Here is a 21,215-nt window from a genome sequence, read left to right on the forward strand (position 1 = left end):
GTCAGGGTGACGTTGGGGTGTCGGGGGTCAGGCCGGTGCCGGCTATGAAGCCGTCGAGGGTGTCGGGCCGGTACTGAAGTCGTTTGAGCCGGTTGCGGACGAGGGCCTCAAGCCGGTCGAGGGCGACGACGGCGAGGTTGGACAGGCTGCGCTTGACGTGCGCCCATACCCACTCCACGGGGCTGAGGTCGGGCGAGTATGCGGGGAGCAGGAACACCGTCAGCCATGTGCGCTCGGCGATCAGCTCACGCATGGCGTGGGAGACGTGGGTGTTCAGGCGGTCCCAGACCAGCACGATCGGCGCTTTGAGGAGCTGGTGGGTGCTGTCGATCAGTGTGATGAAGTCGCGCTCGCCCATGCTGCGGCGCTTGCCTTTGCCACCGGGGTGGGTGCGCAGGCGGTGGCACAGTCGGGTGCGGGAGCCGGGCCGCATGGCGATCAGTCCTGCTACGGACAGCCGGCCCGAGCGTCGTCCGCTCACCGTCACCTGCGGAGTCACTCCGCGTCGGCCCCAGGTGCGTCCATTGGGCAGCCGGCGGGTGAAGCCTGCCTCGTCCTCGAAGCATGTCCCGCGTCAAGTTTTTGGCTCAGTGATCTCGGTTTGAAAGTTGGGGATGCAGGCTCGGGTCGTTGTAGACCTCGATCGGCCGGTGGCCGGACAGGGCCTCGTGGGGTCGGTTGTGGTTGAACACATGCCGGTAGTGCTCGGCCTCCGGGGGCGAGCATGGTGAGGTCCTCGATCTCCAGGCGGTAGAGGTGCTCGTACTTCAGCGAGCCGAAGGCGCGCTCGCGTACGACGTTCTGGCCGGGGCTCTTGGCCCGGGTGCGGATGTGCAGCAACTCGGGGCGGGTAGCGATGAAGCGGGCGAACGCGGCGCCCTTGAAGGCTCCGCCATTGTCGGTGACCAGCTTGATGCGCCGGTTTTTGCCGGTGTCGGGACCGGCGGGCAGCAGCTCGGCCAGCGGACGTCCGCCGAGACGTTCGGCCTCCGCGATCGCGAGCTTCACCGCCTCGATCGCGTCGGCGCCGGTGCACGAGGGGCTGATGTGCCAGCCGTGCTCGTACTTGGTGAAGTAGTCCGTCACCCCGGCCAGCCGCCAGATCCCGCCTCCGGACGTCTCGTATTCGGAGAAGTCCAGTTGCCATACTTCGTTCGGGCTCGTCGGCGGCTGGGCGAAGGCGGCCTTGCGGGCCTTGGCCAGCTCGCGGCGTATTCCCTGGTAGTCGACCGGCTGGAGTAAATCCCTTCTGCGCAGAGCCCGTTCGATGGAGGACGCAGACACGTCGTGGCCGTCGGCTCGCATCATCCAGTGGATCTTGCGGTGGCCCCAGGCCGGCCAGTCCGCGGCGTACTTCGCGGCGATCGGCTCGAGCTGGTCGACCACCGGCGCCGGCCACGGGCCCTTGACCACACTCTGGCCACGGCGGGCGCGGGCCTGCCAGCGGGTGCAGGTGCGGCGCGGGATGCCGACAAGCTCGCAGAACCTCGAGGTCGGCATCGCCGCTTCGGTGCGGATCACCTCGAGGTCCTCGAAGGGGCCAGGCGGCCCTCAGCGGACTTCTTCCACACCCGCAGCTCGACATGGGCCTCACCAAGCGCGGCCTTGAGGTCCTCGATCTGCTCCTCGAGCATCGCCTCCCGGCTGGAGGCCTGCTTCGATGTTCCGGCCGTCAGGCCAGCCTTCCCGGACTCCAGGAACTGGTCCCGCCACTTGGCCACCGACGTCTGCGACGCCTTGTTCCGGCGGGCCGCCTCAGCGACGGTCATCTCACCAGCCAGGACCGACAGCACGATCCGTATCTTGTCCTCCACCGGGAACTGCGGCGGACGGCTCATCAGGCTCTCCTTCAGCTCGTCAGGGCTCAACAAACCCCTGTGCCAGAAAGTCTGACGCGCGACAAGCAGATGTATCCACCCGAGGCCGCCCGGGCTCTTTTACCTCGGCCCAGGTCGCCTCCTTCCACGCGGTGACGGCCTGCTCGTCGCGCTCGGCGACCCGCCGCGCGGGGACCTGCGGGCTGAAGCCGAGCCGGTGCATCAACCGGGTGGCGCCCGAGACGCTGTAGGAGACGTGGAACTTCCTGCCGATCAGTGTGGCCACTCTCGCGGCGGTCCACACCTGGTCCTCCACCCAGCCGTGCGCGGCAGGTCCCCCATCGAGGTACGCAGCCAGCTTCTCCAGGCAACGCGGGGACAGACGGCATCGCGATCCGCTCGGGCCACGGGAGGCCAAAGCCTGCACGCCGCCGTCCCGCCACAGCTGGTGCCACTGGTAGGCCGACTTCGGGCTCACCCGCAGTTGCCGTGCGACGTCCGGCGGCTTGATGTTCTGCTCGAACAGCTCGGCCGCCTACATCCGTACCGTCTCCCGGCGCTGACGTCCCGCAGGAGTCAGCCCACCCCCATCCGCATACCTCACACACCACGGGATACAGACAACACGCCCTGCTGATCAGGCACTTCGATAAAGATCACCCTAACGAGCCGAATTCAGTAATTGTCCCGGGTGCCGCCGGGAGGTGAGGTGGGACCGATGCCAAGGACCGACCGTCACGATGTGTCGGTGGTTGTCCGGGTGAGGCTCGGCGTTCCTGAGGCACTCGCTGCCGCTCGCGCAGAGCAGAGGCGGTACGGGAGGATCGTGGTGTCCCGTCCGGAGTGGAGCACTGAGGGGCTTTCCTCTCGTGAGGCGGATCAGGTACGTGGGCGGCTTCGAATGGAGAAGGCTCGGCTTCGTCATGCCGGGTGGCTGTTGGACAACAATGATCTGCTCGCGGATGTAGGGATCCGCTGGGAGATGCGGGGCCGGGGGTGGGACCGGCGCTGGCGGCCGGCACCGCCACACGCGGCAGGCCGCGGCAGGTGGCCGGGATCGGGCCAAAAGGGTGGCTACGCAGGGAAAGTCCCACTGCACCTGCGATCTTCTCTGATCCGGCAGGTGCGCGCCGCGTGCTGGTGGACATCTGCTCCCGCCATGGAACGGCTGCGGGAACTGGCTGACGCCGAGGAAGCTGTACCCCAGCGCACCATCGATGAGCTTCAGGCAGAAGTGACGACCGTCGGCGACATTTACCGGGACGGCCTGGACGCGAGCATCAAGCTCGCTGGCGACCTGGCGGTCGAGCAGATCGCGTTCGAAGCTGCTCGCGTCTACTTCGCCCGTGTCGGGCATCTGCGCGTCCCGGTTGGCCATGTGGAAGAGCTCAAGGTCATCAAGAAGGACGTGCCGCTGGGTGCCCAATTGAAGATCTGGCGGAAGGCGTACCGAGAGGACACAGCCAACCCCGATCGAGCTCCCCGGCTTCACCCCTTCCTCTCCGAGGAGCTCGCCGCCATGGACCACGCGTGGATGGGCCGCATCCGAAAGCCAAGGGCTCGCCAGGCCTGACCGCTGGCCCCGTCTCTTCCTGCCGACCAGCGTCTCCTCGGAGCCACAGCGAGTGGCCACCGTCGTCTGGCCTGGTGGATCCGGCAGGAGCATCTGGCCAAGGACTGACGAAGAGCCCGGGTGCCCGGGGCGGCAGGGCGCACGGAGAGTGACCGTCACGGAGTACGGAGAGTAGCCGTTACATATTTCCGCACCGCCTTGAAGGGCGTTACATAAGTGGGTACACAACAAGCGCATGGGAGGTCTCGCCAGGCCGGGACGGCGGATGCGTCCTCGCTGACTGCACTGAGGCCGTGGTCGTCCGCGGCTTTCCTGAGACGGCGCTGTGGTACCGCTGGTACCGTGGGTGCCATGTCGGATGCCAAAACAGCGATGAACCTGCGCTTTCCCGACCCTGCGCAGCGGGCCGCCATCGCGGCAGCGGCCAAGCAGGCGGGGGTCAGCATGCAGGAGTACATCCTCTCTGCCGCCTACGACCGTGCGACCGCCGTGGAGCGGAAGTTCCTGGACGGTTTCAAGGCGTCCATGGACCGTAGCGGCGCGGCTTTCGCCGCCGAGCCCGGCCTGGACCCCAGCGTCGAGCAGCGGGCGGCCGAGCAGGAAGCGCGTCGAGAACTCGAGCAGCACCAGGAGCGAGGCCACGCCGCGTGACCCAGCCTGAACCGCTCCACCCGCTCGACGTCACGTTCCTGCTGCACGCCGCCGAGCTGCTCGACGGCGATCCGCAGGTCGACGACTATGGACCGCTGTACGCCGCGGTCGCCCGGGTCAACGCCAGGGCGATGGAACGCGACATCTACGGCTCCCTGTATCTCAAGGCCGGTGCGCTGCTGCAGACCCTGGCGAAACTGCCGTGCTTGGAACATTCCAACTCGGCCTTCGCCTGGCACGCGACTGAGGCCTACCTGATCCTCAACGCGCGCGAACTCGACTACGCGCCCAAGGCGGCCGTCGCGCTCGTGCAGGACGCGGCTTCTGGAGCGATCAGCGTCGCCCGGATCGCCCGCCAGCTGCGCGACTGGACCATCGCCTGATCCGTGAGGTGCAGTACCGGGGAGTCGTCGTGGCCCCGGCGCCCGGACCGCATCAGCCACACGGCCGGATCGCCCGCGCAGCACGCGTGCTCCAGTGAGGCAGTGATCAACCGCCCTCGCCGCAGCGGCGCAGGCAGGCAGGGCAGGCAGAAGGCGCGTCTGCCCTGCCCTTCGCCTGGCACGCACGGTTTACTAGGACCATGGTTCAGCAGTCGTCTCCTGATGCCACGCCCTCCGTCGCTGACGTGTTGCATGAGCGGTACGTGGGGCGCCTTCCCGGCACCCTGGAGGAGCTCGATGGGCCGGAGCACGGGCCGGTCGAGCTGCCGCTCCACATCGTCTGGTCGGGCCTGCGTACTTACGACCTTGACCGGCCCCGGCAGTGCATGGGCCTGTACCGGACGGTGCTCGCGGAAGGGCAGCGCGAGGACATCACCCGCTTCCTGAACCGCGATCTTCTGCTCTCGCAGTGGCCCTTGATGAGGACCATGATCAGCAGGCACGTTCGCGAGGCGTGGGAGGCCGCGTTCCCCGAGCTTGCACACCGGGCGTCTGCCGCCGCGTGAGAATCACTGAACTCCATCGTCGGCTGCTGGCAGACGTCCTCGCGATCGGCACCCCGTACCCGCTGGTGATCACCGGTGGCTACGCCGCCCAGGCGCACGGGCTGGTCGACCGGCTCAGCCAGGACATCGACGTCGCCACCGAGAATCCGTCCCCCATGTCCGCCATCGTTGACGAGCTGGTGCTCGGCCTGGTTGAGCGCGGGTGGCAGGTCAGCACCATCAGTGTGGACCCGCTGGCCGCTCGCCTGATGGTGACCAGCGCTGACACCGGGGAGCAGTGCGAGGTCGACGTCCTCAAGGAAAACCTGTGGTCGCGGCCGGCCCTCACTCCGTACGGCCCCGTCCTCGGCCTCGACGACGTGATCGGCACCAAGGTCCGGGCGCTGGCGGACCGCGCGGCGCCCCGCGACTTCGTCGACGTCCGGGCAGCGGCCGGCGATCACACGATCGCGGATCTGGAGATGCTGGGGAAGCGGCACGGCCGCGGCCAGTTCCGCCTGGACGATCTCCGCGACCGTCTCGGGACCTCTCAGTGGATCGACGATGCCGAATTCGAGGCGTACGGCCTGTCTGCAGACCAGATCGCAGAGCTGCGGCAGTGGGCCCAGGAATGGGTCAGCGACCTCGAGCAGCGGCTGAACACGGGCATGGACGACGACCACGACGCGTGACGGGGACCGGCGGCTACGGGGCGTGGCGGTTTTGCAGCCCGCGTGGCGAAAAGCCGCGTCCCATAGCTGGCGGTCGGCGTGAGAATGGCATGGCCTTTCGTCACTCATGGGGACGCCGGACGCCGCCGACGGGCCCAGGGGAAGCGAGGGGAGGGCCGCACGGGAACTCGGCCGTTGGCCGGCGGTGGGGTGGTCAGCTTGCTGTCCGGCTCCGGCTGTTCGGGCCACCGCGTGAGCGCATGGTGGTGCCGGCCTCGGTGAGCAGGCGGTGGACGAAGCCGTAGGACCTGTTACAGCCCTGGGCGAGGGTCCGGATCGAGGCGCCCTTGTCGTACGCCTTCTTCAGCTCGGCCCCGATCTTCTGTCGGGCCGGCCCTTTGATGTGAACGCGAATTCCCAGCATGTCGGCTTCATTCAGGCTCGTGAACGACTGCGGACGGCGCTGCGGTGGGCCGGGCTCGGCGTATCGGGCGGCTCACCGGCGGGCGGCGGCGTCGACGTCGCCAGCGTTGATCAGCGCCGTCCTCAGCTCCTGCACCCCGCAGGGGCGTTCGTCCTGGGGCAGGGCGGTGGCGGCGTCCAGCAGGGCGCGGGCGTGCCGTCGTACGGCCGTCTCCCGCCATGTCCCAGGCGCCTGGGTGACCAGCACCGCGGCCAGCAGCAGGGCGTCGGCACGGCCGGGGTGGGCTACGGCGCGTTCGGCGACGAGGTCGGCGTCGGTCAGGGTCGGGGAGTGCTCGGCGCTCGCCCGCATCAGCTCAAGCCACACCATCTCCTCCACGGCCGCGTCCGCGAAGGCGCCCGCACCAACGAGTGCACCCTGCGGCAGGTCGGCCGCGAGCGCGGCCCGCCACAGGTCCACGGCCGCTCCCACCCGCGCATGCTCGGCCGGCGGGAACGGGCCGTCGGCGCCGGTGCGCGGCGTGCGGGCGGCGATGGCCTCCAGCAGGCGGGAGACCGCGGCAACGCCGTCGCCGGTGCCGTCCGCCAACTCGGTCCACCAGGCGGCGGGATGGTCCAGGAGGGCGGGGTCGTCCAGGAGGGCGTGCGCGAGGTGCTCGGCGGCGCCGGGCACCTCGGCGCGCAGCGCGGCGAGGAGCTCGGCGCGTCCCAGGGCGGCGAGCAGCTGCCCGTCGGGGCCTGACCAGCGCAGCCAGGAGGCGGCCGGCGACGGCCGGCCGGGCACGAGACCATACAGGGCAGCGCGGTGGGCGGCGGCGAACGCGGGCGCGTACCGGTGCAGGGCCGGCAGGTGCACCCCGATCGCGGTGGCCACCGCCTCTTGGCCGGCGTGCGCGGCGAGGACACCGGCGACCGTGTCCAGGACCTTCTCGGGCATCTCGCCGGTGGTACGGGCCTGGTGCGTGGCGTACTCCAGCAGACAGCCCAGCGCCCGGACTTCCGTATCCGATCCCGTCAGCACCAGCGTCGTTCCCTCCTCGGCGGTCCCCGGAGCAGCGGCGGCCTGGGTAGCGGCGGCGGTGCCGTCTTTGAGCTCCGCGGCGGGGGCGGTGTCACCGGCGGCGCGGGCGAGCGGGGCGACCAGGGCCTGCAGGTACGCCACGGCGTCCCTCTCCTGGTCACCGGCCAGGGCATCGGCACGCCAGGCGGCGGTGAGCAGGTCGAACAGCGCCTGGTCTGCGAAGATTACCCCGGCGGGCCAGCGCCGTACGTCGTCGAAGCCGACGGTAGGGGCACTCTCGCCGAGGCCTCGGCGTACCTCGAGCGCCGCAGCGACGGCCGTCGGCAGCGCGCCGGAGGGGAAGGCGCCGGGCCGGTCGGCGTGGGCGGCGGCCGCGGCGAGGTAGAACGCGGCGAGTTCCGGCCGCCGGAGGGCGGCCAGGACGGCGGGCACGTCGGACGTCCAGGCGGCCGGTGCGGCGGCGACGAGGCGGTGCAGCACCATCGCGTACCCGTCGTCGCCGGCATCCGAGGCTGCGGCCAGCGCGGCCGCCACCGGCCCTTGCCCGGCCGCCAGTTCCACCAGGTCCTCGGCCTGAAGGGCCGTGGTGGTCTTCACCGGTTCCAGCACGGCCTGGGCGCGCGGGTCGGACGGGCCAGCGGGCTCGAGGCGGCGCAGCGCCTGAAGCAACGGCTCCCAGCCCTGAAGGACCGTGGAGGTCAGGACGGGCGACCAGTCCCACACCCGCAGCCAGGTGGCGAGCGGCTCGGCGCGGCCGTCGGCCTGGTCGGCGCAAGCGGGCAGCACCTCCTCGATGAGCGCGGCGGGCGGCGGGGTGCCCAAGGCCGTGCGGACATCCGCCTCCAACTGCGCGGCGTGCTCGGGCGGGCAGACGGCGAGTACCAGCTCAACGAGGCGGGCCGGCTCAGGGGCGGGATCGGCGGCCAGCGCCTGCGGAACGAGCGCGAGGGCCTCCTGCCACCACTCCGGTGCGTCCAGGGCGCCGACGGACGGCGGGCGGCGGGTGAGGTGCGCGGCGATCAGGCGGGTGTGGAGGCGGGCATCGAGGCCCTCCACCCGCCGGAAGTGGCGGGTGCGCTGGGCCAGGCCGGTGCCGGCGTCCGCGTCCGCCGCGGCCACGTCCAGCACGGCGCGGGCGAGGCGCGGCCCGCCGAACGCCGCGGCGTCGCCGACGCGCACCTGGTCCAGGTCGGCGTGGAAGACGACCGGCCGGGACTCCTCGGCTGTCAACTCGACGTCATGGGACAGCAGTTTGGCCAGGACCGCCCGCACCGCGCCGACGTTGCGGTGTGCGGGGCCGCGGCGGCCGGCCGGATAGGCGGTGCACGCCAGCTCCCGCACCAGCATGGCGACGTCGTGGTCGGGCAGACGGGACGCGCCCTGCAGGGCGATCAGCTCGTGCATCTTCTCCTCGGCCACCACCCAGTCCGCGCCCGCCGCCTCGTCCGCCGCGCCCTCGACGTCCTCGGCGACGCCGTCGAGGAAGCCTGCGGCCCTCATCCGGGCCCTCACCCGCTCGGCGACCGCATCAAGCGCCAGGTGGCCGGTGTGCTCGTCCTCGACCGCGCCGGTCAGCAGCCCCTCCACCACACCGATCCACTGCCCCGTCCGCTCGGCGCGCGGGACCGCGCGGGCCCACCTCGCCGCCAGGCGGAGCGTCGCCGCCACCTCCAGGCCGCCCCCGTCCCGGACACCGGGGCCGGCCAACACGGCCTGGAGCTGGGCGGCGTCGACGACGTCCCAGCGGCGTACGGCCAGGCCCAGCAGTGCGTTAAGGGCGAGCCGGCCGGTGGCGGCGATCTGCTGGGCCCGCAGGACGCCGGGGGCGCCCCTGTCTGCCGGTGCGTTCAGCCAGGTGCGGGCGGCGTCCGGGTCGGCGGTGGCGACGTGGTCGAGGAACGGGGCGGCCGGCCACCGTCCGCCGGCCGCCCCGTCCGGCATCAGCAGGTGCGGCGCGTGCTCCTGCAGAACCGTGAGCCACGCCGTGGCCGGTCCGGAGCGGAAGAAGTACGCCTCGGCCCGCGGGTCCGCCCAGCCGGCGAGCTCCTTCGCGTCGGCGGCGCCCGGGTGTTCGAGGGCGACCAGCTCCAGGACGCGGGCCGCGCGGTCCGGGAGCGGCACCAGCAGGTTGCGGGCCGCGGCGAGGATGTCCGCGTACAGGACGGCGGCCTCGCCGGCGTGGGCGCTGCGGCCGTGCAGGATCCCCGAGGCCACCCCGTAGACGGTTCCCCACACATCCAGCGCCGTCTCCTGCGCCGCGCCGAGCTCCACCTTCATCAGCCGCTCGACGATGCCCCGCGCCCGCGCCTGGTGGTAGCGGCCCGGACGGTTGAGTTCGTCGCGCAGCACGTCCGCGGCCGCCGTCACCCGCTCCCACGCCGCGTTCGCCTCGGCGGAGACGCCGGACATGCCACCGGCCGCATCAGCGGCGGCCGGACCGGCTCCGGCGGCCGGCGCGTCGGGCGGGGAGGCCTCGGCAGCCGGGGACGCGTCGCCGACCGGAATGGCCGGCCCGTCCGGCCCCAAGACCTCGGCGGCGGTGGGCGCGACGGCGTCGACCGCGGCCAGCAGGCCCTCCGCCGCAGCTTTCAGACCCACCGTGACCGGGGCGCCGGGCAGGCCCAGCAGCGCGTCCGCCGCGGACCGCACACACGCCGCGGCAACCTCCTCCGGCCGTACGAACTCCGTCCCCGTCAGCACCCGGCGGGCGTCCCGCAGCAGACCCAACGCCCGAACGCCCGCCTCCCCCTGGGCCCGCAGTGCGTCCGCGAGGATGTCGTCGACCTCCGGCACGCTCGCGCCCACCGGCGCCACCTCGTCGCTCATCCCCGCACCGTAGACCCGTCGGCCACCACGCCCGCACCGATATGGCGGATCCGCGACGGCTAACAGGCCCGGGCCAGCTGGTACTTCGCCACCCGCCGACCGCCGACACACCCTGCCCGCCTCGGCGCGCACCGCGACGCGAGGCGGTCGTACGACGCGGCCTGGCTGCTGTTCGTCACCACGGTCGCAGGCGGCGGGAGCACGCACCGGCCGTCGTACGACCGCCGGCAGATCGCGGGCAACCAGTGCGGCCGTGGCAAGCCTGCGGACGATGAACGCCCTGGGCCCGCTGGCGCCGTCGTACGGCCGGCCTCTGCCGCATGGGTGCGCGCGTGGAAGTGTGTGAATTTGCGAAAGCCGCCGGGCGGCACTTCCGGTCGGGCGCAGCGGACGACACCGTCGTACGGCCCGGCCACGGCGCAGCCACGGCACGGTACGGCGTACGGCGGGTGACGAGCAGCAGGCCGGGCCCGTCCCACGACGTCTGGGGATCCGCGCCCCCGGCTCCGGGAGCGCGGCGCCGTACGGCGGACGAATCTCCGGGCCGTGAACCCGAGTTGCGCCGGGCACGCGCCCGCGGACCCGGTCGGCTCCGTACGACGCTCGCCCTGCCGGTGCGCACCGCCGGCCGCGTCCGCTCGGAGGCCTCCACCCGCTCCGGCCGGACACCCATACGCAGATTTCGACCAGGTCAACCAGCGTAGGAGGGGTGGAAGTTGCCTCATGACGGGCCGGGCGGGGCGCAGCCGTGGGCGGGGCGGGTACGGAGCAGCACTTCGACAGGCAAGGCCGGCCGTTGGCCGGCGGTGGGGCGTGCCCCCTGGCGGGGGGCCGTGTGGGGGCGGGGGCGGGTCCCTTTTCGGGATCCTCGTCGGTGGGGTGCGGGCCCGGGGCCGTTGGCCCCCGGCGTTGCGGCCGGGGAGGGCGCGGCGCGGCGCGGCGCAGCGGGTCGGTCCGCGTGGGTCAGGCGGCCGGGTGGGCGGCGAGGTCGGCGGGCGGGCTCGGCGTGGACGGCCTTCCGGCGTGCGCCGCGCGGGCCGGGCTTGGCGCGCAGCAGCTCGGTGTACTTGCTCGTGCGGCCCGTGGCCTTCTGCACGGCGCGGGCGCGCTGGCCGGCGCGGGACTGGTTGCGTGGCATGACGTCTTCTCTCCGGGCACCCCGCGCCTGCCCGCAGTCGTGCGGGTGGGTGTCGCGGGCCCGGGTGGGGACCTTGGCCGTCTTGGCTGTCCCGGCGCGGGCGGGGAGCAGCGGCGGCGGGCGGCGGTGCGCGTCCTGCCGGTCGGCATCGTAGTGGAAACCGGCCGCGCTCCCCCGCCGGTCCGCACCCGCCTTCCAGCACGTCGGCCAGCAGCGGCGACCGTCTACCTCCGGCCGGTGCGGGGGTGGGCTGGGGGCTCGCGGGGGATCTCGGCCTCCGGGTCGTAGCCGTGCGCGACGGCGTGGGCGTAGAACGCGTCGAGGGCCGCGCCCAGGCGGCGCCCCGCGTCCGTGTCCGGCAGCGGGGGCCGGACGGCCCATTCCTGCAAAACCGCCTGCTCGCGCCACCGGCCGTACTCCGCCAGCAGATTCCCTTCGCCTTCCACGGCCCCCTGCTCCCCCACGTCGGTCGCACCGTCTGCGGGTGCACCCACTGATGTGTCCTGTGTTCTCCCGGGCTGACGGCCACGCGGAATGCTCTGGGCTCGTTGCCCGGCCTTCCGGTCCTACGGGCGGTGGTGTGCGCGCCAGGCTCGGCACAGGGCGCTGAACTCCTTCTGGCGTTCGGCCAGCAGGTCGTGGGGTCGTTGCAGGTGGCAGTCGAGGATGTGCACGCCGTCGGCGAAGGGCTCGAAGCCGATGCGTGACCAGACGCCGGCGAGCTTGGCAGTGGCCTCGCGGTGCTGGGCTTCGGTCAGGTCGCGGCCGTCGGCCGAGCCGGGTTCGCATGCGACCGCGACGCAGTCCTGCGACAGGCGCCGGATGGCCGCGCCTGCCAGGACCGGGCCCAGGCCGAAGCCGCGCCACGCGGGTTCCAGGATGACCCGGTCCATGACCAGAAGGTCCCCGACCGGATGGGCAAGTGTCTCTTCGAAGGCGGTGTCCCACTCCCCAGTGCCGACGTCCAGCACCGTCTCGCCGATGCGACAGACGTCGCCGGTGTAGGAGTCCATCGCTTCGAAGGGGTGGTCGGAGCCGTGCATCCGTACCCGCACGAACGACATCCGGCCCACGGTGATGTCCTGGACCGCGTCCAGGGTCTCCTGGTCGACGTCGCTGTAGGCGGCCATGTCCTCGGCCAGGACGTCCGCGTCGATCCGGGCCTTCACCGTCCAGACCTCAAGCGTGTCGTCGAACTCGAACGCTTCGACGGGGTGTTCGTGATGGTAGGCGAGGTGGGTCAGTGAGGGGTCGGCTGGCAGTCGCACGACCTCGGGGAGCACAGTGGTCACCTGGTCAGCGTAGTGGCCGCCGCCTGCCGCGCGCCGGACAACAGCGTAGTCCGCCCCCTTCGGGTCCGATGCCCTGGGTCCGCAGCGGGAGTGCACTCGCTCCTGTTGCGGACGGTGCGGTGCGTTGTCCGTCGCCGGCAGGCTGGTGCGACGAAGCCGGCCCCCACCACACGCCGCCCCGCGGCGGGCAGGCAGCGCACGACCGGATGCCGGATGGGTGGCCGACGGTGTAGCCGAAGCAGGCATGGGTGCCGATGACGATGCCATAGGTAGTGACGGCCAGCGCAGACGTCCGAGATGGATCACGCTGACGCGGACCTGCTGGTCGCTGATCTCGTACATCACGCGGTAGGCGACGACGTGGATACGCACACATCGGCGCTGCCGAAGGCCCCTTCGGGGCGCGGGTCGTCAGTGAGGCGGTCGACGGCGATGAAGACCTGCTGCACGAGAGCCTCTGGCTCTCCCCTTCCTGCACCGCGACATCGTCCACATCCTCCGCAAGATCGACCCATGACCCAGAGCAGGGCTCGCAGGCAGCCTCGCCGACCGGAGATCCCCCCAGCAATTCCACTTCGGGCACCGGTGCTGGACGAGGCGCCTATCGTGCGGGGGTGGAGAAGTGTCAATGCCGGTGAAGTAGCGTCATGGCCATGTCGACACCGCAGAACCCGTACGGGCAGCAGCCGAATCCGTACGGCCAGCCGCAGTACCCGCAGCAGCCGGGGCATCCGCAGCCCGGCTACGGGCAGCCGCCCCACCCGGCGGCGGGCGGCTGGGGCGGCCCGCCGCCGTACGGCCCGCCGCCGGTGCCGCGGAGGAAGAACCGGACTGGTCTGACCCTCGCCCTGGCGCTCGGGGCGATCCCGCTGGTCCTCCTCCTCGTCTGGTTCGGCAACAGGGGCGGACAGCGCTCGGGCAGCGTCGGGCGGCGGCAGCGAGTTCCCGGCGGCCGAGTACGAACTGACGGCACCGAAGACGCTCCTCGACGGGAAGTACGAGCTCGCCGACGACCAGTCCGCCCAGCGGCAGCAGCAGCTCGAGTCGTCCGCCGTCGACGAGTCCAACATCCGTGCCCCGCAGGCCACGGTGGCCCAGTACACCTCGAACTCCGAGGGCGGTGTCCTGGTGCTCTCCGGCATGCACGGCAGCATCAAGGACCCGGCGGCAGCCCGCGAGAAGATCCTCGACGGCGCCGCCACGGCGGACGGCGCCACGCTCTCCGTAGCCGCAAAGGACTTCACCCCGGCCGGCTCGGAGGTCACGATCACCTGCCAGGTCGTCAGCATGGCGCAGGCGGGCGGCGGCAGCACTCCGCTTCCCATCTGCGCGTGGGCCGACGACAACACGAACGCGTCCGTGTCGCTGATCACGGCCACCGGGGCGACGCAGTCCCCGGAGGAGGTCGACCTCGCCGCCGCAGCCAAGGCGACGGCTCAGGTCCGCGAGGAGATCCGGCGGCCGATCGGCTAACTCGTTTCCGAATGGGACTGGGAGGTCACTCGTCGTCGAGCCTCTTGAGAACCTGCGTGAAGTCACCGGGGTCGAGCAGGTCGGCAAGCACCTGAGTCATAGTGTCGATGCCGGGGTCCCGGACAATCAAGCCGTCGGAGCACCAGAAGTAGCGGCCGCCCAGGGCCTCGTCGGTTCGGGACCACCTCTCCATCAGACGCTCGACCTCGGTGAGAGTGAACACGGTCCCGCTCCAGCGGGAGCCGTCCGTCGTCAGTCGAATCGCGACGTCGATGTTGCAGACGGCGTCCAGATCCTGGTCCGCGCTGGGTAACGACGCCTCGAACCCGTCGGTGCGGACGCGGTACGAGGGTCCGTCCCATGCCTCCCGATGCGCTGAACATCCACTGAGGGAAGTCGTCGTGAAGAGAGCCACGTGGCCGGCGGCCACGCCGACCCCGAGAGCTGCACCGCCCAGCTGCTGACTGCCGACATCGCGCGTGCCCGGTTCAACGAGAACACCAAAAAGTTCATCGACGAGCCCGCTGCCGGCTTCGGGGAACGCTTAGGCAGCGGCAGGGGCGTGCCGCCGCCTGATGGCACCGATCATCTTCGTCGACGAGCTCGACATGGCCCAGCGCCACATCCCTGCTGACCCGGACATCACCGACTACGGGGCTCTCGCCGCTGCTGCCATCGATACGAGGTCATGGGCGCCCTCGTCTACCCCCCGGAACCCCACCAGCGCCGCTTCTCTGGGGTTTGAACCTGACCTTGGCTGTCAGGCACTCAGTTGATGCAGGTCAGCGATGGTGGGCTGAACTGTAGCTATCGCAACAGGTGTTGTGGAGTCGATCGTGCGGGTGATCCGGCCCCGCATGAGGCAAGCGTGTGCGAACATGGCCGCATGCAGGAGAGGCGAGCGCGGAAAGGGCGCTGGAGGCGGGTCATGGCCCGGCACTCCTTGGCGCGCGTCATCCTCCTGCTGCTGAGGGGTTTTCTGAGTGGGTGGAGCGTTCAGGGGCTCGCCGTGGGGGTCGCTCAGAACACCAAGTCGCGTATCGCGACGGCTCATTCCTGTCCTGCTCTGCGGCTGCAGAACTAAACAGTTCCTTCCCGAGCCCTTGAGGCATTTGGAGGAACCCGTGCGCATGCGGGACGCTGCGCTCATCGACGAGCTGTAAGTGCGGGTTCTCCTCTTCTGTTCCTTCAGATGAGAGAGATCCATCAGTCATCTCGCAGCAGAACCCGGTGCAGTGTGGTGACAGCGAGCCGTCGAACCGTGGACCGGTGCCGACGGTCTCCCAGCCGCAGACCGGACGGCCGGAGGCTGAGAGTGTCCCCAAGGCGGCCCTCCTCGGTGCGGTCAAGGGGACGATGTTCGGCTTCGGGACCAAGGCCGGGAAGTGGCTCTGGGAGAAGGGCGCCGAGCTGAAGGATGTGTTCACCGCCAGCGGCAGCTGACCACAAACGTCAAGGGGGGCCCACAGAATGCGGGCCCCTCGGTATGAGATCAACCTCTTTGTCAGGTGGTTGGGTTGAGCGCTCCGGTGAGATCCCTGTTGGCAGCTCGCGCCGCGGCGAGTTCCTCGATGCGATCTTCAGGCCGCATCCTCGCTCGAGTGCCCCCTCGAACTCGTCATGTCTGTCCTCCCCCGTCAAGGCTCGGCGACAACACTGAGCCTATTGCCCAGGTCACGGCGGATACGGTGGATGGCGTGGCAGGGCGGCCCGCCACGGGCGAGCGCCGGTGCTCCGGCTTCTGGTGGCGTGGTCAAGCCCGACGTCGCCAGGACTGCCACCACGGCGGTTTCGCGGGTGGTGGGGGATCCTGCTGGAACAGCGGCGGGAACTGCTCGCGCAGCGGCATCTTCTGCAGGGCCTCGGCAGCGGCGCGTTCCTCCTCCTTGCGCCGCAGTTCCTCCTGCTCGTGCTTGTCCCGCTCTGCCTGATCGGCTGCGACCTGCGCTGCAATCGCACGGCGTTTTTCCTGCTCGGCCGCGCGTCGGCGCCGGGTCCGCTCCTGCTGCTCGGCGTGAAGCCGGGCCCGGATCCGGGCTGCCCGCTCCTGTGCGACCTGCTCATCAGCCAGGAAGCGGCTGTGTTCCTTCCGGTGCGCGTGCCGGGCCGGGGTGAGCAGTTCACCGGCGGCGAGGTCCACCTGGCAGTGCTCCAGTGCGTCGGCGGCGACGTGGCAGGCGGGGAAGGTCTTGTGCGGCGGAAGGTTGTAGGCGGTGTCCTCCCCGAGGCGTTCGCCGGGCAGGGCGGGTGCGGGGTGGAAGCGTGCTGTCGCGGTCCCGACCATCTGCGCGGTCGGGTCGAGCCACAGCGGGATCACGCCGTCCTGCAGCATCTTCTGATGCAGCCCGCTGAGCTGGATGGTTGCCACCCAGCCGGGATCGCTCCAGGCAAGCTCCTTGCGGCGGCGCTGCCTCGCGGTAGCGGTCCGCCACTGGGGGCCGTGATGGGCGAACAGCCAGATGTCGACGACGCCGGCGGCCGCGTAGAAGTCGTGGCGGGCCTTCCAGTTGGTGCCCGTGAGCGGGGAGTACTGGACCTCGAAGGCCACCTTGGCGCTCCCGTCGGGGGCGATGGCCAGCAGGTCGGGGCGCCGCTGGCCGTCCGGCATGATGATGGGGGTGTCGTCGATGTGCAGGGTCCAGTCCGCAAAGCCCGGGTGGGTGTGCATCCACCGGCGCAGGACGTCCTTCGCGCTCAGGTGCCACAGTGTCTCGGGGCCTGTCCCGCGATCGTGCTCGCCGGCCCCGGCGGGGTGGGCGAAGTGGTGGCGCCGGGCGCCGCCGGCGACGACCCGGCCGAACGGGCCGCAGCCGGGCATCGGGCACAGCAGCATGCCCTCGGCGAGGTAGGCGCGCCAGGTCACCCCCGGCTCCATCTCGTCGTTGCCGCGCTTGTCCGGCAGGTAGCGCAGTTGCCCGGACTTCCCGTCGACCGCCAGAACCTGCGCCGTCTCCTGTGCGAAGGCCCGCGGCCGTTGCGGGCCGGAGTTCATTCGCCCTGGTTCCCACAGCGACGTGCCCATTCCCGCCCCTCTGCCGTCAACCGAACGTCAACCCCCCACTGTGGCGGCGGCGAGCTGGCGGGCGGCGGGGCGCCGTGTGCTCGTTCCGCAGGGCGGGCAGAAGGAGCCTTCGAACGTCCCTCGAGGCGCGCAGCACGGGATCGTGAGCATCGCGACACGCGGTGCCGCAGTGGCGCGCTGGGGGACCGTGCGCGGGAAGCCCGCCAGTGCATGGCCCGTACGTGTACTGCTCCCCCAGCCCCCAGCTGAGGGCTCCCGCGACGCTGTCCCAGGTAGGCCCGGCGGGCAGCCGAAGGGGATCGGATCCCCGCTAGCGAGCGGCAGATCGCGGTGCCCCTGCGGGCGGCGGTGGATCGGCAGTGTAGTTCGCTCCCAGCGGCGTCAGGCTCAGGGCAGGCGGATGCCGAGCCCGGTCGGCCGGGTCTGGAGGTGTCCGGTGTGCTGGGTCTGGTGGTCGGTGGACGCGCTGCCGCGCCGCGGGTCCGCGGCGGCAGGGGCGGTCTGCAGTGCCCTGTGGCGGGACTGGCCCGCGATCCTGGCGGCGCGCGTGGCCGCCGACTCGCAGGACGGCTCAAGGCCCGCCGCCCCGTCCAGTACGGCAACCGCCCGCAGGGTCGCCCTGCGGCTGAGTTGCAGATCGGCAAAGTAGTCGTCGGCCTCCTGCACCCTGGTCCGGGCCTCGTCGACCTGCTGGGCGGTCACCGGCGGTCGGCTGCCTGGTTCCGCCGTGTTGCTGCAGTAGTCGGCAGACAGCTTCTCCAGGTCGCAGCTGGCCTCGCCGATCGCGCGGTAGGCCCGGTTGTAGGCGTCGAGACCGAGCCCGGAGTGCTCGATCAACTGCGCGCGCATGAGATGCAGACCGCTGCTGCCCACGGCTTGGGGGAAGAGGCGGTGCAGCGCGTCGCGGGTCAACTGCCGCTGCTCACCCACGGTGAGGGCGATGCGATCTTCCCCCGCACCGACCCGGGCCATGAACGCGGCGTGGTTCGCCATGGCCTCGTCCGCCGTGCGGTATCCGTTGTGGGGGGTGGCCTGCTGCGCGGCGGCGATGGTCGTGTGCGTGGCCGGGCCTGTGGCCTCTTCGGCGTCGGCCAGGACCGCGGCGTGCATCAGCAGTGCGTGCCGGGCGGTGATTTCGTCCAGTTGCCTGTGGAGCTCGGTGTGCGCCAGGAGGGCCTGGTCCTCTTCGGGTGTGGGCGGTCGGGTGGGGTCGGCGGCGGCAGTGGCCTCGGTCAGGGCAGCGGATGCCTCCACCAGCTGGGCCATGACCTGCTCCGCGGCACGTCTGGCTATCGGCGACCTTACCCGCCATTGGGCAGCAGCCTGCTGGTCGTTCAATTGCCGGGGGTAGCCGGGAATCGCTTCCGGTGTCTGGCTGCCGGCGGCGGGCGGGTGGGTTCCGGGGTGTTCTCGGTTGCGGCGAGGGCCGCGGTCAGGGACTGGCGGGCGTCGGCGCGCAGGTGTTCCTCGCCGTCGGGTCCGATCAGGGCAAGGCGGTTGATGTAGGCGCGCGCTGCCTGCTGTGCGGGGTGGAGCGGGTCGGGGTGGGAGGCGGCCACGGCGGCGGTCCGCGGGAGACGGGTGAGCAGATGGTCCTCGATGCTGCGCTGGGCGTCTTCGGCGAGGGCGCGCAGTTGGCCGATCTCGAAGCCGAAGGTGAGCCGGTTCAGGCGGGCCACACCCTCCAGGAGGTTGTTGAGGTCCGCACCCTCGGGCGTCTCGGCCAGGGAGAGGGCCTTCAGGGTGTCCCGGGCGCCGGTGCGCATCTGCTCGGGGCCGTCGGGCTGCGGGTCGGCGTACTGGGCGGCAAGGTGCGCCAGGACCGTCTCGTGCGGGATGGTGCCCAGGGTCAGGGCCCAGATCTGGCCGCCGCGTTCCCAGGCCGCCAGATCGGGGGTCTCGACGGGGTACGGGAAGGGGTCGTCCGGCTGGACGTAGCGGATGCGGGCGTCGATCCAGTCGGCGGCCTCGACGTCCAGCGCGTCCCGCAGCAGGGCCGCGGTGCGCCGGGCCGCTTCGCCGGGTGCCTGGGCAGCACGCAGAAGCGTGCTCTCGGTGTCGGCCAGGAGCTCGCGCGGATGGAGGGGCCGCCAGGTGGCGCCGCCGTGGTAACTGACGTGCCCGGCCACGGCGAGGTTCCTCCCGCTCATGGGTCAGGTACCAGCGCATCGCCATGATGGCGTCGTTGATCAGCAGCCGGGTCCGGGATCGTTGGGCCACCAGGGGTTGGTGTAGGTGCTGGACAGGGCGTACAGGCGGTCGGTGTCGGGCACGCGCACTCTCTTTCTCGTCCCGTTGGCGGTGTGCCGCCCGGGTGGCCGGTCGGTTCAGGCTGCCGGGTGCTGCGGGCCGGCGGCGGCCTGGACGCGAGGTGGTCCCGTGGTGTGGGAGCGCTGGGGCGGAAATTGTCGCGGGCGCACCGGGGGACGGACTGCGGCACGCAGGTAGCACAGGGCCCGCTGATCCTCGGCTGGACTGACTGGAACCGGTAGGCCCTTCAGGCCGCAACCAGTCGCAGCGCCACCGATCCGGCCTCAGTGCCGTGACACATGAGCCGCGCACCGAGGGCCACCCGGCGAATCACCGTACGAATCAGCGGGTCTCGGCACGGGGGGCTCGGCGGTGTTTCAGGTGTGGAAAGGGACGGGGTCAGTGCGTATTCGGCGTCGAGCTGACCGGCCCGCTCTCTCACGGCCTGGGTAGCTGGTCGTCTGGTGTCGCGTCCAGTGCCGTGGCCGTTCGTGGGCAGACTTGGACGCTGTGCCTCTCGTATCAATGCGGGGCTGGCTGCGGCGATGTCGGTCCGGCGTGTCACCCTGTAAGGGCCCGGCGACGCCCCATCCTCGAAGCCGATGCCGCCGCCGGGCACGCTGCTATGCGGTTCCGCCCCCGGAGGTCCGACTGTCACCGGCGAGTGAGCGAGCAGCAAGACGGCCGAGCGGAAATTCCGCTCCTGGATGGCCGCCAGCGCTTCGTCCGACGATTCACCGCCGGGCCTGTTCTGGTGGTCCCCGCGCCGCAGGGCCCGGCGCCGCAGTCCGCGCGAGATACGGATCTCCGGTCCGCCCAGATGCTCAGCAATACCCGCTCTCCAGCAACTCGGCCACGAAGCCGCTGCTACGACAGTTCTTTCTCGACGAGCCGGAGGTAGCTGAACGGATGCTCTTGCTTTTTCTGCATCACGGGACGAACCTCGCGAGTGGCAATATTGAACCCGATGCTTCCGGCGATACCGGCCGCCCACGCTAGGTCTGGGACGGCCAGGGCTCCGACTACCGCGGTGCTTACCGCCACCGTGGCGGAGATGGACCTGGTGATCCACGCCATGCGACTGCTCTTTACAGCTCCCTGATAGTCCTCGCGTGCCTGGGTCAGTTCGCTGCGCATGCGTTGAAGAACATCGGCCGGGTGTTCCCAGTGCCGGTTGAGCTCACTGAGCATGGCCTGAGTTGCCTTGATCAAACGCTCTCGCTCGGCGGCGTATTTTTCACGGAAGGCCAGAACCTCGGAGGTTGGGGTTCCTGGTGCCGGCATGGGCAGCATGCGGCCAAGTTCCACCCGCCAAGCCGATACAGCGGACCATGAATTCGGCCTCAGCGAAAGTTCCTCAGCCGCGGACTGATCGGTGTAGGGCGTGTAGGAGATACTCGTTGTCGAGCGGGCCACCTCCTGAGCCATGGTGCTGGCCAGGATGAGTAGCGCCTTCTCAGGAATGACGAGGAATCCAAGATTGGGACGCTCAAGGAATCGATTACGTCGGGCCACACCAAGTGCGATGAGCCCCTCTTCGAGACCGAATCCCACCTTTCCCCCATGGTCGAGGTAGACGGGGCGCCCCCTGTGGGGGCCGAGTGCATGGAGCCGATCGACCATCCCAGGAAAGTCATCGATTTCCCTGTTGGCTAGCAGACTGTAATGACGCTTTAGGTTAATGGGGTGGTAAAATCCCCGGTCCTTGAGATCTTGCAGCATGCCCATGAGCGTGCGTTCATACGTTTCTTGTTTATCCGATACCATCGAAGCGATGCCGTCCCAGTACAGCAACGCTTCGTGGACCACATTCACTGGAGGCTTAGCCAATGGGTAATAGAGAAGGGTAGGCATGATTTCCCCCTACATGACTCTTGCTGTCGATTTCGCGAAAGAGAATGCGTTCGTTGCGGCGGCGTGGCTGGACTGGCTCAGGCTCGCATGCGATAGGTGCGGTTGTCCGGCCACGGGAGCAGGTCGAGGCCGTAGCGGCCGAGGGCCCGCGGGCCGGGCATGGACGGCAGTTCCGTTCGATCATATTCCGGGGGCGCCGAGGCGTTCGAGGTTCTGGATCAGGCATCGGTCTGTGGAACGTCATTCGGACCCCTTCGGCCGGCGGCCGAGTTGGCT

At 70.7% G+C, this 21,215-nt stretch carries 20 protein-coding genes; 7 read left to right on the plus strand and 13 right to left on the minus strand.

Features of this window, described 5'->3' with window-relative positions:
- Window position 1 precedes the first annotated feature (1 nt).
- From QFZ82_RS01350 to QFZ82_RS01365, 4 genes are read right to left on the minus strand one after another with little or no spacing between them, the layout of a single operon-like run.
- A complete protein-coding gene (locus tag QFZ82_RS01350; RefSeq protein ID WP_307711405.1) occupies window positions 2–532 on the minus strand; it encodes a transposase in 531 nt (176 codons plus the stop codon).
- Window positions 496–1,521, minus strand: coding sequence for a DDE-type integrase/transposase/recombinase (locus QFZ82_RS01355; RefSeq protein WP_307711373.1), 1,026 nt, complete (start codon window positions 1,519–1,521; stop codon window positions 496–498). Before QFZ82_RS01355 ends, QFZ82_RS01350 begins: the two co-directional genes overlap by 37 nt.
- Complete coding sequence (locus QFZ82_RS01360) at window positions 1,518–1,838, minus strand: transposase (RefSeq protein WP_307711374.1); 321 nt, start codon at window positions 1,836–1,838, stop codon at window positions 1,518–1,520. The genes QFZ82_RS01355 and QFZ82_RS01360 overlap by 4 nt, the downstream gene beginning before the upstream one ends.
- Before the next feature lie 19 nt (window positions 1,839–1,857).
- Complete coding sequence (locus QFZ82_RS01365; protein WP_373429216.1) at window positions 1,858–2,343, minus strand: winged helix-turn-helix domain-containing protein; 486 nt, start codon at window positions 2,341–2,343, stop codon at window positions 1,858–1,860.
- 633 nt (window positions 2,344–2,976) lie between these two features.
- Here QFZ82_RS01365 and QFZ82_RS01370 point away from each other — a divergent pair.
- The 5 genes from QFZ82_RS01370 to QFZ82_RS01390 all read left to right on the plus strand — a co-directional run bounded on the left by QFZ82_RS01370 (window position 2,977) and on the right by QFZ82_RS01390 (window position 5,661).
- On the plus strand, window positions 2,977–3,390 hold the full coding sequence (locus QFZ82_RS01370; RefSeq protein WP_307711376.1) for a helicase associated domain-containing protein: 414 nt from the start codon (window positions 2,977–2,979) through the stop codon (window positions 3,388–3,390).
- Window positions 3,391–3,741: 351 nt separating this feature from the next.
- Complete coding sequence (locus tag QFZ82_RS01375) at window positions 3,742–4,041, plus strand: DUF1778 domain-containing protein (RefSeq protein ID WP_307711377.1); 300 nt, start codon at window positions 3,742–3,744, stop codon at window positions 4,039–4,041.
- Window positions 4,038–4,424: a fic family toxin-antitoxin system, toxin component gene (locus tag QFZ82_RS01380; RefSeq protein ID WP_307711378.1), complete on the plus strand. Its 387-nt coding sequence runs from the start codon at window positions 4,038–4,040 to the stop codon at window positions 4,422–4,424. Before QFZ82_RS01375 ends, QFZ82_RS01380 begins: the two co-directional genes overlap by 4 nt.
- A 200-nt stretch (window positions 4,425–4,624) precedes the next feature.
- Entirely contained in the window at window positions 4,625–4,990 is a 366-nt protein-coding gene (locus QFZ82_RS01385; RefSeq protein ID WP_307711379.1) for a hypothetical protein, read from the plus strand.
- A complete protein-coding gene (locus tag QFZ82_RS01390; RefSeq protein WP_307711380.1) occupies window positions 4,987–5,661 on the plus strand; it encodes a nucleotidyl transferase AbiEii/AbiGii toxin family protein in 675 nt (224 codons plus the stop codon). Before QFZ82_RS01385 ends, QFZ82_RS01390 begins: the two co-directional genes overlap by 4 nt.
- Before the next feature lie 193 nt (window positions 5,662–5,854).
- Here QFZ82_RS01390 and QFZ82_RS01395 read toward each other — a convergent pair whose 3' ends face one another.
- The 4 genes from QFZ82_RS01395 to QFZ82_RS01410 form a co-directional block, all read right to left on the minus strand.
- Window positions 5,855–6,064, minus strand: coding sequence for a helix-turn-helix domain-containing protein (locus QFZ82_RS01395; protein WP_307711381.1), 210 nt, complete (start codon window positions 6,062–6,064; stop codon window positions 5,855–5,857).
- 72 nt (window positions 6,065–6,136) lie between these two features.
- Window positions 6,137–9,910: a hypothetical protein gene (locus QFZ82_RS01400; RefSeq protein WP_307711382.1), complete on the minus strand. Its 3,774-nt coding sequence runs from the start codon at window positions 9,908–9,910 to the stop codon at window positions 6,137–6,139.
- Window positions 9,911–11,272: 1,362 nt separating this feature from the next.
- On the minus strand, window positions 11,273–11,542 hold the full coding sequence (locus QFZ82_RS01405) for a hypothetical protein (protein ID WP_307711383.1): 270 nt from the start codon (window positions 11,540–11,542) through the stop codon (window positions 11,273–11,275).
- Between the two features lie 72 nt (window positions 11,543–11,614).
- Window positions 11,615–12,340, minus strand: a complete 726-nt coding sequence (locus QFZ82_RS01410; RefSeq protein WP_307711384.1) for a hypothetical protein — start codon at window positions 12,338–12,340, stop codon at window positions 11,615–11,617.
- A 1,089-nt stretch (window positions 12,341–13,429) separates the two neighbouring features.
- On the opposite strand from QFZ82_RS01410, the gene QFZ82_RS01415 reads away from it, so the two are divergent.
- Entirely contained in the window at window positions 13,430–13,813 is a 384-nt protein-coding gene (locus tag QFZ82_RS01415; RefSeq protein ID WP_307711385.1) for a hypothetical protein, read from the plus strand.
- Window positions 13,814–13,838: 25 nt separating this feature from the next.
- Here the strand turns inward: QFZ82_RS01415 and QFZ82_RS01420 are convergent, their stop codons facing one another.
- Window positions 13,839–14,228 carry a hypothetical protein gene (locus QFZ82_RS01420; protein ID WP_307711406.1) on the minus strand — a complete coding sequence of 130 codons (390 nt, stop codon included), beginning with the start codon at window positions 14,226–14,228 and terminating at the stop codon, window positions 13,839–13,841.
- Between the two features lie 854 nt (window positions 14,229–15,082).
- On the opposite strand from QFZ82_RS01420, the gene QFZ82_RS01425 reads away from it, so the two are divergent.
- Window positions 15,083–15,256: a hypothetical protein gene (locus QFZ82_RS01425; RefSeq protein WP_307711386.1), complete on the plus strand. Its 174-nt coding sequence runs from the start codon at window positions 15,083–15,085 to the stop codon at window positions 15,254–15,256.
- 310 nt (window positions 15,257–15,566) lie between these two features.
- Here the strand turns inward: QFZ82_RS01425 and QFZ82_RS01430 are convergent, their stop codons facing one another.
- From QFZ82_RS01430 to QFZ82_RS01445, 4 genes are all read right to left on the minus strand, one after another.
- Window positions 15,567–16,805: a hypothetical protein gene (locus QFZ82_RS01430; RefSeq protein ID WP_307711387.1), complete on the minus strand. Its 1,239-nt coding sequence runs from the start codon at window positions 16,803–16,805 to the stop codon at window positions 15,567–15,569.
- Between the two features lie 417 nt (window positions 16,806–17,222).
- Window positions 17,223–18,101 carry a hypothetical protein gene (locus QFZ82_RS01435; protein WP_307711388.1) on the minus strand — a complete coding sequence of 293 codons (879 nt, stop codon included), beginning with the start codon at window positions 18,099–18,101 and terminating at the stop codon, window positions 17,223–17,225.
- Window positions 18,102–18,169: 68 nt separating this feature from the next.
- A complete protein-coding gene (locus QFZ82_RS01440) occupies window positions 18,170–18,985 on the minus strand; it encodes a hypothetical protein (protein ID WP_307711389.1) in 816 nt (271 codons plus the stop codon).
- Window positions 18,986–19,952: 967 nt separating this feature from the next.
- Window positions 19,953–20,939 (minus strand): DUF6236 family protein, encoded by a 987-nt coding sequence (locus QFZ82_RS01445; protein WP_307711390.1) that lies wholly within the window; start codon window positions 20,937–20,939, stop codon window positions 19,953–19,955.
- Between the last annotated feature and the right edge of the window lie 276 nt (window positions 20,940–21,215).

Origin of the sequence: Streptomyces sp. V4I23, assembly GCF_030817975.1 — a bacterium.
GTDB lineage: Bacteria > Actinomycetota > Actinomycetes > Streptomycetales > Streptomycetaceae > Streptomyces.